The 12,778-nt window shown below is 71.5% G+C and carries 12 protein-coding genes; 6 read left to right on the top strand and 6 right to left on the bottom strand.

The window, feature by feature from the left end; translation table 11 throughout:
* Window positions 1–229 precede the first annotated feature (229 nt).
* Entirely contained in the window at window positions 230–484 is a 255-nt protein-coding gene (locus ACFXKG_RS31110; protein WP_384846152.1) for a hypothetical protein, read from the bottom strand.
* Between ACFXKG_RS31110 and ACFXKG_RS31105 the strand changes: the two genes are divergently transcribed.
* Window positions 483–776 (top strand): hypothetical protein, encoded by a 294-nt coding sequence (locus ACFXKG_RS31105; protein WP_384846150.1) that lies wholly within the window; start codon window positions 483–485, stop codon window positions 774–776. The genes ACFXKG_RS31110 and ACFXKG_RS31105 overlap by 2 nt on opposite strands.
* 53 nt (window positions 777–829) lie before the next feature.
* Here the strand turns inward: ACFXKG_RS31105 and ACFXKG_RS31100 are convergent, their stop codons facing one another.
* From ACFXKG_RS31100 to ACFXKG_RS31080, 5 genes are all read right to left on the bottom strand, one after another.
* Entirely contained in the window at window positions 830–1,291 is a 462-nt protein-coding gene (locus ACFXKG_RS31100; RefSeq protein ID WP_384846148.1) for a hypothetical protein, read from the bottom strand.
* A 92-nt stretch (window positions 1,292–1,383) separates the two neighbouring features.
* On the bottom strand, window positions 1,384–2,595 hold the full coding sequence (locus tag ACFXKG_RS31095; RefSeq protein ID WP_384846146.1) for a pyridoxal phosphate-dependent aminotransferase: 1,212 nt from the start codon (window positions 2,593–2,595) through the stop codon (window positions 1,384–1,386).
* Window positions 2,596–2,709: 114 nt separating this feature from the next.
* Complete coding sequence (locus ACFXKG_RS31090; protein WP_384846322.1) at window positions 2,710–3,468, bottom strand: polysaccharide deacetylase family protein; 759 nt, start codon at window positions 3,466–3,468, stop codon at window positions 2,710–2,712.
* A gap of 474 nt (window positions 3,469–3,942) precedes the next feature.
* Window positions 3,943–5,580 (bottom strand): amidohydrolase family protein, encoded by a 1,638-nt coding sequence (locus tag ACFXKG_RS31085; protein ID WP_384846144.1) that lies wholly within the window; start codon window positions 5,578–5,580, stop codon window positions 3,943–3,945.
* A 34-nt stretch (window positions 5,581–5,614) separates the two neighbouring features.
* Entirely contained in the window at window positions 5,615–6,907 is a 1,293-nt protein-coding gene (locus ACFXKG_RS31080) for an alanine racemase (RefSeq protein WP_384846142.1), read from the bottom strand.
* Window positions 6,908–7,172: 265 nt separating this feature from the next.
* Between ACFXKG_RS31080 and ACFXKG_RS31075 the strand changes: the two genes are divergently transcribed.
* The 5 genes from ACFXKG_RS31075 to ACFXKG_RS31055 all read left to right on the top strand — a co-directional run bounded on the left by ACFXKG_RS31075 (window position 7,173) and on the right by ACFXKG_RS31055 (window position 12,660).
* On the top strand, window positions 7,173–8,288 hold the full coding sequence (locus ACFXKG_RS31075; RefSeq protein WP_384846140.1) for a sugar kinase: 1,116 nt from the start codon (window positions 7,173–7,175) through the stop codon (window positions 8,286–8,288).
* Window positions 8,285–9,058, top strand: coding sequence for an IclR family transcriptional regulator (locus tag ACFXKG_RS31070; protein ID WP_384846138.1), 774 nt, complete (start codon window positions 8,285–8,287; stop codon window positions 9,056–9,058). The genes ACFXKG_RS31075 and ACFXKG_RS31070 overlap by 4 nt, the downstream gene beginning before the upstream one ends.
* The gene (locus ACFXKG_RS31065; RefSeq protein WP_384846136.1) at window positions 9,055–9,501 is read left to right on the top strand and encodes a RidA family protein; all 447 of its coding nucleotides are present in this window, start codon (window positions 9,055–9,057) and stop codon (window positions 9,499–9,501) included. The genes ACFXKG_RS31070 and ACFXKG_RS31065 overlap by 4 nt, the downstream gene beginning before the upstream one ends.
* A gap of 115 nt (window positions 9,502–9,616) precedes the next feature.
* Window positions 9,617–11,092 (top strand): GntP family permease, encoded by a 1,476-nt coding sequence (locus ACFXKG_RS31060; RefSeq protein ID WP_384846134.1) that lies wholly within the window; start codon window positions 9,617–9,619, stop codon window positions 11,090–11,092.
* A gap of 128 nt (window positions 11,093–11,220) precedes the next feature.
* On the top strand, window positions 11,221–12,660 hold the full coding sequence (locus ACFXKG_RS31055) for an Nramp family divalent metal transporter (RefSeq protein WP_384846132.1): 1,440 nt from the start codon (window positions 11,221–11,223) through the stop codon (window positions 12,658–12,660).
* The last annotated feature ends 118 nt before the right edge of the window (window positions 12,661–12,778 follow it).

Raw genomic sequence — 12,778 nt, 5'->3', positions numbered from 1 at the left:
TACCCACCCAGTAGCCACGATAGCTGCGGACACTTTCGAGATCGGTGTCGCCGATCCCGGATTCCAGTCCGCAACAATTGCAGATGACGTGATTGGGAACCCCGTCCTCCCAGGTGGGGTCGCCCGGGAAAAGGGCCCCACAGATACGGCATGCATGCTCGATTCCACTGCCCATTTTTCCCATTCCGATTGCTCGTGTACCTGTCCCACCGGAGTGACATCAAGGGGATCACGAAACGCTCAGCACCAGCTGAATCCACTTCGGGGCAGGCACTCGGCTGGGGCCCAGCCGAGTGTTCTGTGCACAGGGGCCGTTGATGCGGCCGGTGGGTCGGAGTTCGGTGCCGTCGGGGATGAGGTGGTCGTACTGGCCTGCCTTGACGGCGAGTATGTGGGCCAGCATCTCCTTGTCGGTGAAGCGCAGGGCACCGTCGAGGTCGCGCCGCTTGGTGTCGCCGAAGGCGACGCCGCCGTTGATGGGCATGACGGTGACGCAGTCGCCGCTCAAGGTGGTGCTGGTGGGGCTGGGCGAGGCCGTACCGCTGGAGACCGAAGAAGCTCAACTGGTTGGAAGGCGGGACATCGTGGCCGATGTGCCTTACTCCTGTGCCACCTGCGGTGCCACTCGGTCCGTACGGAAGGTCGGACCCCGGCCCTCTGTGAGTGGCGCGGGCGTCGATGTGTACGGCTGTCCCGATCACGCGCCCGCGCTTGCCGCCGAGGTGGACGACATCCTGCCCGACCTGGAGTGGCTGCTCGCGCGGCGACCTCGGTGAGCCGAACGGGGGCACCCGGTCCGCGCGCCTCCGCGGTCCGCGGGCCGGGGCCGTCAGTGGGCGCCGACGAGGCGCTGCTCCGGGCTGCCCCGGCCCGGACGGTTCCGGTCAGGGAGGGGGTTCTGGTCCGGGCCGCTCCGGTCGGGGAGCGGTTCGGCCAGGGCCGCCGTGTGCGCGTCCATGCGTTCCGCGGCGAGGATCGCCGCGGCCGTGTCGGCGCGCGACGCCGCGACGACGAGGGCGCGGCCCGCGAGCGCGAGTGCCCGGCGGTGCAGCGCGGCCGGGTCGGCGCCGCTCAGCCCGGCGTGCCGGGCCGGCGGGGCGCCGCGCAGTCTGCCGATCTGCCCGGCGATGGCCTCCGCGGCCTCGTCGAGCCCCAGCTCGTCGGTGACCGCGAGGAGCGCGGAGAGATGGCCGGAGAGCTGGATCTTCAGCTCGTCCTCGCGGCTGCGGTGCGGAAAGTCGGCGTCGTCGGACGTCGCGTGGACCGACTTCGTACGGATGGGCTCGTACATGGGACGGCCTCCTTGCGTGGTCAGGAGACCATCCTACCTTGGATTCAGTCTAAAGTTGAGTGCGATCCGGTACTGGCGGGCTCACACTGGGCTCAGTGCTGTGCGTAGCCGTCCAGGAACGTCCCGATCCGTGTGACCGCGTCCGTCAGGTCCTGGGCCGCCGGCAGTGTGACGATCCGGAAGTGGTCCGGCTCCGGCCAGTTGAACCCCGTACCGTGCACGACCATGATCTTCTCGGCCCGCAGCAGGTCGAGCACCATCTGCCGGTCGTCCTTGATCTTGAAGACCTTCGGGTCGAGCCGGGGGAAGAGATACAGCGCGCCCTTGGGCTTCACGCAGGTCACGCCGGGGATCTGGGTGAGCAGGTCGTACGCCGCGTTCCGCTGCTCCAGGATCCGGCCGCCCGGCAGGACCAGGTCCTCGATCGACTGCCGGCCGTTCAGCGCGGTGGCCACCGCGTGCTGCGAGGGCATGTTGGCGCACAGCCGCATGTTGGCCAGGATCGTCAGCCCCTCGATGTACGACGAGGCGTGCGCCTTGGGACCGCAGACCGCCAGCCAGCCGGAACGGAACCCGGCCACCCGGTAGTTCTTCGACAGCCCGTTGAACGTGAGTGTCAGCAGATCGGGCGCGACGGCCGCGGTCGGGGTGTGCGTGGCGCCGTCGTACAGGATCCGGTCGTAGATCTCATCGGAGCAGACGACCAGGTTGTGGCGGCGGGCGATCTCCGTGAGCGAGCCGAGCATCGCGTCGTCGTACACGGCCCCCGTCGGATTGTTCGGGTTGATGATCACGATCGCCTTCGTCCGATCGGTGATCTTCCGCTCGATGTCCGCGAGGTCCGGCATCCAGTCGGCCTGCTCGTCGCAGCGGTAGTGCACGGCCGTGCCGCCCGCGAGCGAGACCGACGCGGTCCACAGCGGGTAGTCGGGGGCCGGTACGAGCACCTCGTCGCCGTCGTCCAGCAGGGCCTGCATCGACATCTGGATCAGCTCGGAGACGCCGTTGCCGAGATAGATGTCCTCGACGCCCAGCTCGATGCCCTTGGTCTGGTAGTGCTGCATGACCGCGCGGCGGGCGGACAGCAGCCCCTTCGCGTCGCCGTAGCCGTGCGCCCCGCCCAGGTTCCTGAGCATGTCCTCCAGGATCTCGGGCGGGCACTCGAAGCCGAAGGCGGCGGGGTTGCCGGTGTTGAGCTTGAGGATGCGGTGGCCCGCCGCCTCCAGCCGCATCGCCTCGTCGAGGACCGGCCCCCGGATCTCGTAACAGACGTTGGCGAGCTTCGTCGACTGGATGACCTGCATGTCCGCCACCTTACGGCCGCGTAACGGAGCCCGCGTGGTGTTCTTCCCCACGTTGCTCCACTGGGGCGTACGCCTCGTACGCGCGTACGAGGTGGGGGTGTGTGTGCGATGCGCTCATCGCTCCGGGAAGCCGAAGGCGTACCCCTGTCCGCGCAGCCACGGCAGCAGCCGCTTCATCGCGTGCGCCGTCTGCGAGCGGTCACCCCCGCCGTCGTGGAAGAGCAGCGTGGGGCCGTTGCCCAGTTCGCCCTTCACCGTGCGCAGGATCGCCCCGGAGCCGGGCTGGTCGAAGTCCTTCGAGTCCACGTTCCAGCCGAGCGGCCGCATGCCCGCGCTCGCCGCGATCTGCCGGCTGTACGGGGTGAAGGCGCCCCCGGGGGCCCGGTAGTACAGCGGCCTCACCCCGCCGGACGCGCGCTCGATCTGCCGGGCGGCCGTGAGGATCTGCTCCTTCTGGTACGCGCGCGACCTGTGGTCCATTCCGGTGTCGTGCGTCACGGAGTGATCGCACAGCCGGTGTCCCTCGGCCACCACCCGCCGGACCAGATCGGGGTGCGCGGCGGCCTGCGGGCCGATCATGCAGAAGGTCGCCCGCGCCTCGTTCTGCCGGAGGATCGCGAGGATCCGCGGCGTCCAGACGGGGTCGGGACCGTCGTCGATGGTGAGGCTGACCGCCTTGCCGCCGCCCTCCACGGCATGGGCGATGTCCATGCTGACCCGGGGCGGCGGCAGGTGCGGGTCCGGCTTCGAGGTCTGCGTCGGAGGTGTGGGAGGTGTGGGCGGTGTGTGCGGGGCGGGCGGTGTGTGCGGCGCGGGGACGCGTTCCTCGCGCCGGTCCCGCGCGCTGTCGCGCCCGCCGTCGCGTCGGTCCAACCCGTCGCGTCCGTCCCGCCCGTTCTGTCCGTCGGGGTCCCGTCCGCCGTTCCGTCCGTCGTCGGGCGGGGACGGTAGGGACGGTACCGGGGACGCGACCCGGGGGCGCGGCACCGCTGCCTTCGCGTCGCCGCCGTCGGCCGTCTGCTCGCCGCACCCCGTGAGCAGCGCGGCCCCGGCCAGCGCGAGCGCCACCGTCAGCAGCCGCGCGCCCGCCGACCGGGCGCCCCCACGGGCGCCCCCGCCCCTGCGGGCCGTACCCGTGCGCCCCATGGTCCCCACCGCTTTCGCCTCTGCTCACCCGGTCACCGTGTCCGGGAGTCCGGGAGGAGAGACGAGTGAAAGGCCGGTGAGGATCCGTTTCCGGATGCCCGGTCACAAGTTTGTGTGAAGCGGCTCGCCCGCCCGTTCCCACCAGGCGCGTCCGTACGTACGCACCGCACCGGCCGCGTCCGTACGGACTCACCGGCCGGGTCACCGGCCGCGCCGGAGCGACCTCCCCGCCAGGACATCCGTACGGCGTCCGTCCTCGATCACGAACCGGCCGTCGACCATGACGTACGGGATCCCCACCGGCAGGGTGCGCGGCTTCTCGAAGGTCGATCCCGCCGCCACCGTGTCCGGGTCGAAGAGCACCAGATCGGCTCGGTGGCCCTCCTTGACCAGCCCCCGGTCCCGCAGCCCCAGCCGGGCCGCCGGGCGCGCGGTGAGATGGGCCACGCACTCCTCCAGCGAGAGGATGCCCAGGTCACGCGCGTACCGGCCGAGATAGTTCGGGAACGTGCCGTACGCGCGCGGATGCGGCTTGGCGCCCTGGAGGATGCCGTCGCTGCCGCCCGTGTGGACCCGGTGGCGCATGATCGCGCGGACGTTCTCCTCGTGCCCGACGTGCTGGAGGATCGTCGGGCCGAGCCGGTCCTCGATCAGCAGCCGGCGCGCCGTGGCCCACGGCGCCTCGCCCGCCCGGGCCGCCGACTCCGCGACCGTCCTGCCGACGTGGTGGGCGAGCGCCGGGTCCGTGACCCCGGAGATCTCGATGGTGTCCCACTCGATGGGCACCCCGTGGCAGCCGTCCGCGCCGACCTCCTCCAGCACGTACCGGATCCGCTCGGCGCTCTCCTCGTCCCGCAGCCGCTCCAGGATCGCGCCCGGCCCGCCCTCGCTCGCCCAACTGGGCAGCATCGCCACGAGCGTGGTGCACCCCGGCGTGTACGGATACGTGTCCAGCGAGATGTCCGCGCCCGCGTCCAGCGCCCGGTCGAGCAGAGTGAGCAGTTCGGGCGCCTTCCCCTTGTTCACCCCGAAGTTCATGGTGGCGTGGGCGAGATGGAGCGCGCAGCCGGCCCGCCGGGTGAGCGCCACCATCTCCTCGTACGCGCGCAGCGCCCCGGCCCCGTACGAACGGTGGTGCGGGCAGTAGTAGCCGCCGTACCGCGCCACCACCCGGCACAGCTCGGTCAGTTCGGCGTCGTCCGCGTACATCCCGGGTGTGTACGTCAGTCCGGACGACATCCCGAAGGCGCCCTGCTCCAGCGACTCGGCCACCAGCCGCCGCATCGCGGCGAGTTCGTCCTCCGTCGCGGGGCGGTCGTCCCAGCCGACCACGTGGGCGCGGACCGTGCCCTGCGGGACGAGATAGGCGGCGTTGACGGCGATGCCGTCACCGTCGAAGCCCCGGCCCTCGAAGGCGTGGTCGAGCCGGTCGAGGTACTCACCGACGGTGCGCCAGTCGAGGTCGAGGTCGGAGCCGTCACCGTTCCAGCCGGTGATCGCCTGCCGGACCCCGGCGAGGGTGGCGTCGTCCACGGGCGCGTACGACAGGCCGTCCTGGCCGATGACTTCGAGGGTCACGCCCTGCGCGGCCTTGGCGGAGTGGTCGGGGTCGCGCAGCAGCGCGAGATCGCTGTGCGCGTGCATGTCGATGAAGCCGGGCGAGAGCGCGAGCCCGGCGGCGTCCAGCACCCGCGCCCCGGTCGGGCGCGGCGTCCGGGGTCCGCCGTCGGACGCGCGCCGGATGCCGGCGATACGGCCGGCGTCGACGGTGACGTCCGCGCGGTACGAGGCGCCGCCCGTGCCGTCGATGACGCGCGCGTCGCGAATGACGAGATCCATGCCACCCTCCCTGTCAGTACCTGGTGCGTACGTACTAGAAGTAGGTGCGGACGAAGTCCGTGACCGTGCCGTCCGCCTCCACCAGCGGGATGAGCTGCCACTTGTCGAACGACGTGCACGGATGCGACAGCCCCATCCCGACCCAGTCCCCGACCTCCAGCGCCGCCTCGGGCGCCGTGGTGAGCCAGCCGTGCTGGTCGGACAGGCCCGTGACCGTGATCCCGGCCGCCGGGCGGATCTCGCCGGTGCGGCCGTCCCGTACGACCTGCGCCTCCGGCAGGTCCAGGTCGTACGCCGCGTCCCGCTTGCCCGCGTTGACGAACGCCTGCGCGGCGGAGGGGCGGGAGACGACCTGCGCCCAGAGCCGGAACGCGGGCTGCAGGGCGCCCTCCCCGGTGACCCGGTTGAAGGGGGTGATCCGGCGGTAGTGGCCGTCGTCGTGCGAGATGTACGCGCCGGAGCGCAGCAGCTTGCACACGGGGCGGGAGAGCGCCGGGATGTCCGCGAAGACGTCCGCCACCGCGTCGAACCAGGCGCTGCCGCCCGCGCTGATCACGATCTCCTCCGTGGCGGCGAAGCGGCCCGCCCCGTCGAAGTCGGCCGCCAGCGCCACGAGCCGGCGGAGCCAGTCGCGTACGGTGCCGTCGTCGGCGCCGGGGACCTCTCCCTCGTAACCGGCGACCCCCGTCAGCCGCAGGGTCGGGGCGCCGGCCACCGCGTCCGCCACCGCGGCGCACTCCGCCTCCGTACGGGCCCCGGTCCGGGCACCCTCGCCGGCGCCCAGCTCCACCACGACCTCCACCGGGCGGCGCGTGCCCGCGGCCCGCAGCGCCTCGTCCATCAGCTCGACGCCGCGCACGGAGTCCACGTAACAGACGAAACGGAAGCCGGGGTCCCGGTCCAGCTCGGCGGCGAGCCAGCGCAGCGCGGCGGCGTCGACCAGTTCGTTGGCGAGGAAGATCCGCCGGATGCCGAAGGCGCGGTAGACCCGGGCCTGGTGGGGAACGGCGGCGGTGATGCCCCAGGCGCCCCGGTCGAGCTGGCGCGCGAAGAGCTGGGGGGCCATGGACGTCTTGCCGTGCGGGGCGAAGGCGAGGCCGTGGCGCTCGGCGTACGTCTCCAGGAGGGCGAGATTGTGCTCGACCGACTCGGCGGACAGCGCGAGGACGGGGGTGGTGAAGCCGCCGGTGAAGAGGGAGCGGCGCTCGGCGGCGAGCGCGCCGACGGTCAGGCCCTCGGCGTCCGGCGGGAGGCCCTTGAAGCGGTGGTCGACGTACTCGGAGCCGGTGTCGTACGAGGCGTCCCGGTCGTACCCGTCGGTGGCCATGGGCAGTGCCTCCCGTATCGTCGTTGCGCCATGTGCAACGTCCATTGCGTATGTCGCTCAGGGTTGTCTAACATCCGGACGGACAACGGGTCAACGGGTCAACGGGTCAATGCTGCCCCGATCGACGCCATCAACCCCTCGCGCAACCCCTTACGACCCAGGCACCATCCGCCACGCTTCACGACCGAGGCACCACGCACCGCGCATCACGTATGACGAACCACGTATGACGAACCACGCATCACGAACCATGAGGAGCCCCAGCGTGACCGGAACCGTAGCCGCGGACCGCGCCGTCCACCCGAGCGTGGACGTCGTCTGCCTCGGCGAGTCCATGGTCACCTTCCTGCCCACGCGCCCCGGCCGGCTCGCGGACGTGCCGTCGTACGACCGGACGATCGGCGGCGCCGAGTCCAACGTCGCCTGCGCGCTCGCGGGCGCGGGACACACCGTGAAGTGGATCAGCAGGGTCGGCGCCGACGGCTTCGGCGACCACCTGGTCGAGGCGATCGGCGCGTACGGCGTGGACACCTCGGGCGTCCGCCGGGACCCGGACCGGCCCACCGGCATCTACTTCCGTACGGCCACGGACCGCGCCACCGACACTCATGAGGTCGCCTACTACCGGGCTGGCTCCGCCGCCTCCGCCATGGCGCCGGGCACCCTGGCGCCCGAGGACCTGTGGGCGGGACGCGTGCTGCACCTCTCGGGCATCACCCCCGCGCTCTCGGACAGCTGCCTCGCCCTCACGCGCGAACTCACCCGCCGCGTACCCGGCCGCCCCCTCCTCTCCTTCGACGTCAACCACCGTCCCGGTCTGTGGCGCGACGCGGACGGCGCCCGGGTCCTGCTCGACCTGGCGCGCGGCGCCGACCTCGTCCTCGTCGGGGAGGACGAGGCGGCCGAGGCCTGGGACCTGCACGGCGCGGACGCGATCCGGGCGGCGCTGCCCGAGCCGGAGACGCTGGTGGTCAAGCGCGGCAGCGAGGGCGCGACGGCGTACACCCGCAGCGTCTCCTCCGGCACTGGACGCGCGGACAGGGGCGCCGGGGGCGCCGGGGAGAGCGGCGTCGGGGGCGCCGGGGACGCCGTCGTCTCCGTCCCCGCCCTGCGCGTCGACGTCGTGGCACCCGTCGGCGCCGGTGACGCCTTCGCCGCCGGCTTCCTCTCCGCGACCCTGCGCGGCCTCCCCGTCGAGGCCCGGCTGCGCCACGGCCACCTCATGGCCGCCGCCGCCCTCACCGTCGCCGGTGACCTCGCCACGCCGCCGTCCCGGGCCCACGCCGACCGCCTCGCCGCACTGGACGCGGGCGCCTGGGGCACACTGCGTCTCGGGCCGGGCTGGACGGGCGCGGACGAGCCGGAGGTACGTACCCCATGAGCCAGACCGTCGACCGCGCGCTGAGCATCCTGCCGCTGCTCGCCCAGGGTCCCGCCGACCTCGGACAGGTCGCGGAGCGGCTCGGCGTCCACAAGTCCACCGCGCTGCGGCTGCTCCGTACGCTCCACGAACACGGCCTCGTCTACCGCCAGCAGGACCAGCGCTACCGCCTCGGCGCCCGGCTCTTCGCGCTCGCCCAGGAAGCCGTCGAGAACCTGGACCTGCGCGAGATCGCCCACCCGCATCTCGTCGCGCTCAACGAACAGTGCGGCCACACCGTCCATCTCGCCGTGCGCGAGGAGGGCGACGTCCTCTACATCGACAAGGTCGAGAGCCGCTACCCGGTCCGGATGTACTCGCGGATCGGCAGACCGGTCGCGATCACCGTCGCCGCCGTCGCCAAGCTGCTCCTCGCCGACCTCCCCGAAGCCGAGCGCCGCGCCGTCGCGGAACGCCTCGACTACCCCGCGTACACGCCCCGTTCGACGACCGACGCGGCCGCCTTCCTCAGGGAACTGGCGACCGTACGCGAACAGGGGTGGGCCACCGATCTCGGCGGCCACGAGGAGTCCATCAACTGCGTCGGCGCCCCGATCAGGGGCGCGGACGGCCGCGTCGTCGCCGCGATGTCGGTCTCCGCGCCGAACGTCGTCGTCGGCGCCGAGGAACTCCTCACCCTGCTCCCGCTGGTGCGCCGTACCGCCGACGCGATCAGCCGGGAGTACTCCGGCACCGCTCCCCACCTCCACCCCGACAAGGAAGCCCGATGACCACCGAGACCAGCAAGTCCGAGAAGGCCGAGAAGGCCGAGAAGACCGCCCTGACGCCCGCCACGCACACCACCCCGCCGGCCCGCTTCTCGCACGGCGTCCGCAAGGGCAACATCCTCCAGGTCGCGGGCCAGGTCGGCTTCCTCCCGGCCGTCGAGGGCCGGCCGCCCACGCCCGCGGGGCCGACCCTGCGCGAGCAGACGCTCCAGACCCTCGACAACGTCAAGTCGATCCTGGAGGAGGGCGGAGCGAGCTGGGACGACGCGATGATGGTGCGCGTCTACCTCACCGACGTGGACCACTTCGCCGAGATGAACGAGATCTACAACACCTACTTCGCCGCGCAGGGTCTGACGCAGCCGCCCGCCGCCCGGACGACGGTCTACGTCGGGCTGCCCGCGGGCCTCCTCGTCGAGATCGACGTACTCGCCGTCCTGGGCTGACCGCGCCACAGACATACGGCCCCCACCTCCCTCCCCACCTCCCCGCCCACCTGTACAGCACAGCCGCACCGCGATCCTCCATGTCCTTCCCCGACCAGAGGTCCCGAGGTAACTCATGCTGCTCGCCGCTGACACACCCGCCCCCGCCACCCCACCCCACACGGGTGGCCTGCTGCTCCTCATAGGCGGAACCCCCGGTCTGCTGACCGTCGCCGCCCTCGGTATCGCCCTGCTCCTCGTCCTGATCATCAAGGTCAGGCTCCAGCCCTTCGTGGCGCTGCTCGGCGTCTCCATAGCCGTCGGCCTCGCCGCCGGTCTCTCCGTCACCGAACTCTTCGGTACGGTCCAGAAGTCCGCCGCCGTCTCGATGATCGAGTCGGGGATGGGCGGCATCCTCGGCCATGTCGCGATCATCATCGGACTCGGCACGATGCTCGGCGCCATCCTCGAAGTCTCCGGCGGCGCCGAGGTGTTGAGCACCCGGCTGCTCCGGCTCTTCGGCGAGAAACGCGCCCCGCTCGCCATGGGCGTCACCGGGGTCGTCTTCGGTATCCCGGTCTTCTTCGACGTCGGCATCTTCGTCCTGGCGCCGCTCGTGTACGCCGCCGCCAAGCGCTCCGGCAAGTCGGTCATCCTGTACGCGATGCCGCTGCTCGCCGGGCTCTCCATGACCCACGCGTTCCTGCCGCCGCACCCGGGACCCGTCGCCGCCGCCGGGCTCTTCAAGGTCGACCTGGGCTGGGTCATCCTGATGGGCGCCGTGGTCGGCATCCCGGCCGTCCTCGCCGCGTGGGCCTACGCCGCGTGGATCGGCAACCGCCTCTTCGTCGACGTACCGCAGGACATGGTGGAGGCGGCGGAGGAGGCGAAGGAGGCCGTCGCCGCCGAGCAGCGCGCGTCGGGTGTCATGCCGCGGGAGACCCCTGTGGCGCTCGGCACGGTCCTCGCCATCATCGGCACCCCGCTGGTCCTCATCCTGCTGGCGACCTTCTCCTCCATCGCCTTCGATCCGTCGACTCTCCGGTCGGTCATCGAGTTCTTCGGCCACCCCTTCGTGGCGCTGACCATCGCGCTGCTGCTCGCGTACTACCTGCTGGGCATCCGGCGGGGCTGGTCGCGCGGCTCCCTGGAGACGGTCTCCACCGCCTCCCTCAAGCCCGTGGGCAACATCCTGCTGGTGGTCGGCGCGGGCGGGGTCTTCGGCGCGGTCCTCAAGGGCAGCGGGATCGCGGACGCGCTCGCCGACACCTTCAACGACGTCGGTCTGCCCGTCATCGTGCTGGCCTGGCTGATCTCGGTCGTCCTGCGCGTCGCCCAGGGCTCCGCCACGGTCGCGATCGTCACCACGGCGGGCATCGTCGTCCCGCTGGTCGAGAACCAGGGGCTCTCGCAGGCGCATCTCGCCCTGATCATCATGGCGATCTCGGCGGGCTCGATCTTCGCGTCGCACGTCAACGACGGGGGATTCTGGATCGTCGCCAAGTACTTCGGCATATCGGAGCGCGACACCATCAAGTCCTGGACGGTGCTGGAGACCGTGCTGTCGGTGGCGGGATTCGTGGTGGCGGCGCTGCTGAGCCTGGTGATCTAGACGTGTCCAGGGCCCGTAGGGGGCGGGCGCCCACCCAACCCTCACCGCAGGCCCTCTTGCGCGATGATCGACACCCCGCTTTGGTGACTTGAGTCACGTAACGAGGCGAGCGGGAGGCGATGACACGTATGGCAGGAACCACGGAGACCGGCACGGGTGGCACCGGCACACACGAAGCCGGCGCCACCGATTCCCGGCCCCGCAAGTCGAGTTGGACGTACATCGGCCCCGGGATCGTGGTCGCCGCGACCGGTGTCGGCGCGGGTGACCTGGTCGCCACGCTCATCGCGGGCAGCAAGTTCGGCTACACCCTGATGTGGGCGGCGGTCATCGGCTGCGTCGTCAAGATCTCCCTCGCCGAGGCCGCCGGCCGCTGGCATCTCGCCACCGGACGCACCCTCTTCGACGGCTGGCGCAGCCTCGGCCGGTGGACCACCGTGTACTTCGCGGTGTACGTCGTGGTCTGGGGCTTCGTCTACGGCGCGACCGCCATGTCCTCCAGCGCGCTGCCCATCGTCGCGCTCTTCCCGGACGGTCCCGGGCTCAAGACCTGGGCGGTCGTCACCGGCCTGATCGGTCTGGTCTTCGTCTGGTTCAACCAGTACGCCGTCTTCGAGAAGGTCATGACGGTGCTGATCGGCATCATGTTCGTGGTCGTCATGTACGTCGCGATCCGCGTCGCGCCCGACCTCGGCGCTGCCTTCGCCGGGCTCGCCCCGGTCCTGCCGGACGGCTCGCTGCTCTACACGCTCGGGCTGATCGGTGGGGTGGGCGGCACGATCACCATGGCGGCGTACGGGTACTGGGTCAACGCGAAGGGGTGGACCAACTCCTCCTGGATGAAGGTGATGCGGCTCGACAACCGGGTCGCGTACGTCACCACCGGGCTCTTCGTCGTCGCGATGCTGGTCGTCGGCGCCGAGTTGCTGCACTCCTCCCAGATCGCGCTCACCTCAGGGGACCGGGGCCTGATCGACCTCGGCGCGATCCTGGAGGAGCGCTTCGGGCCGGCCACCGCCAAGCTCTTCCTGATCGGCTTCTTCGCCACGTCGTTCTCGTCGCTCATCGGGGTGTGGCACGGCGTGAGCCTGATGTTCGCGGACTTCGTGGAGCGCGTCCGTGCCGATGGGGGAAGGAAGGCCGGGGACGAGGCCCCGGTGGCCCCGGGGAACGCGGGCGGAACCGCGCTGTCCTCCGCGACCGGGACGTCCTCCGGTACTGGGACGTCCTCCGGTACTGGGACGTCCTCCGATACCGGGACGACGGTCGAGGAGGTCGCGTCCGGTGTGCGTGAGCGGTCGGTGCCGTTCCGCGCGTATCTGCTCTGGCTCACCTTCCCTCCGATCTCGCTGCTCTTCCTCGACGAGCCCTTCGGCCTGGTCGTGGTCTACGGCGTGCTGGGCGCCTTCTTCATGCCGTTCCTCGCGCTCACCCTGATCTGGCTGCTCAATTCCTCCCGTACGCCCACGGAATGGCGTAACGGAATCCTGAGCAATGTGATGCTGGCGGCGGCGGGGCTGCTGTTCGTCGTGCTGTGTGTGCAACAGGTACGGGACATTCCCTGGTAGTCCCGGCGAAGCCGGGCCGGTGCCATGTCGCTGCCGGGGCCGGGGCCGGGGGGGGGGGGGCCCGCCCCCCCCACGGCCCCCCCCCCCCCCCCGGCGGGGGGCCCCCCAAACGCCCCGG

It is taken from the genome of Streptomyces sp. NPDC059255 (assembly GCF_042752355.1).
Taxonomy (GTDB): domain Bacteria; phylum Actinomycetota; class Actinomycetes; order Streptomycetales; family Streptomycetaceae; genus Streptomyces.
The sequence above is the reverse complement of the archived record's forward strand: the minus strand, read 5'-3'. Positions and strand labels throughout refer to the sequence as shown.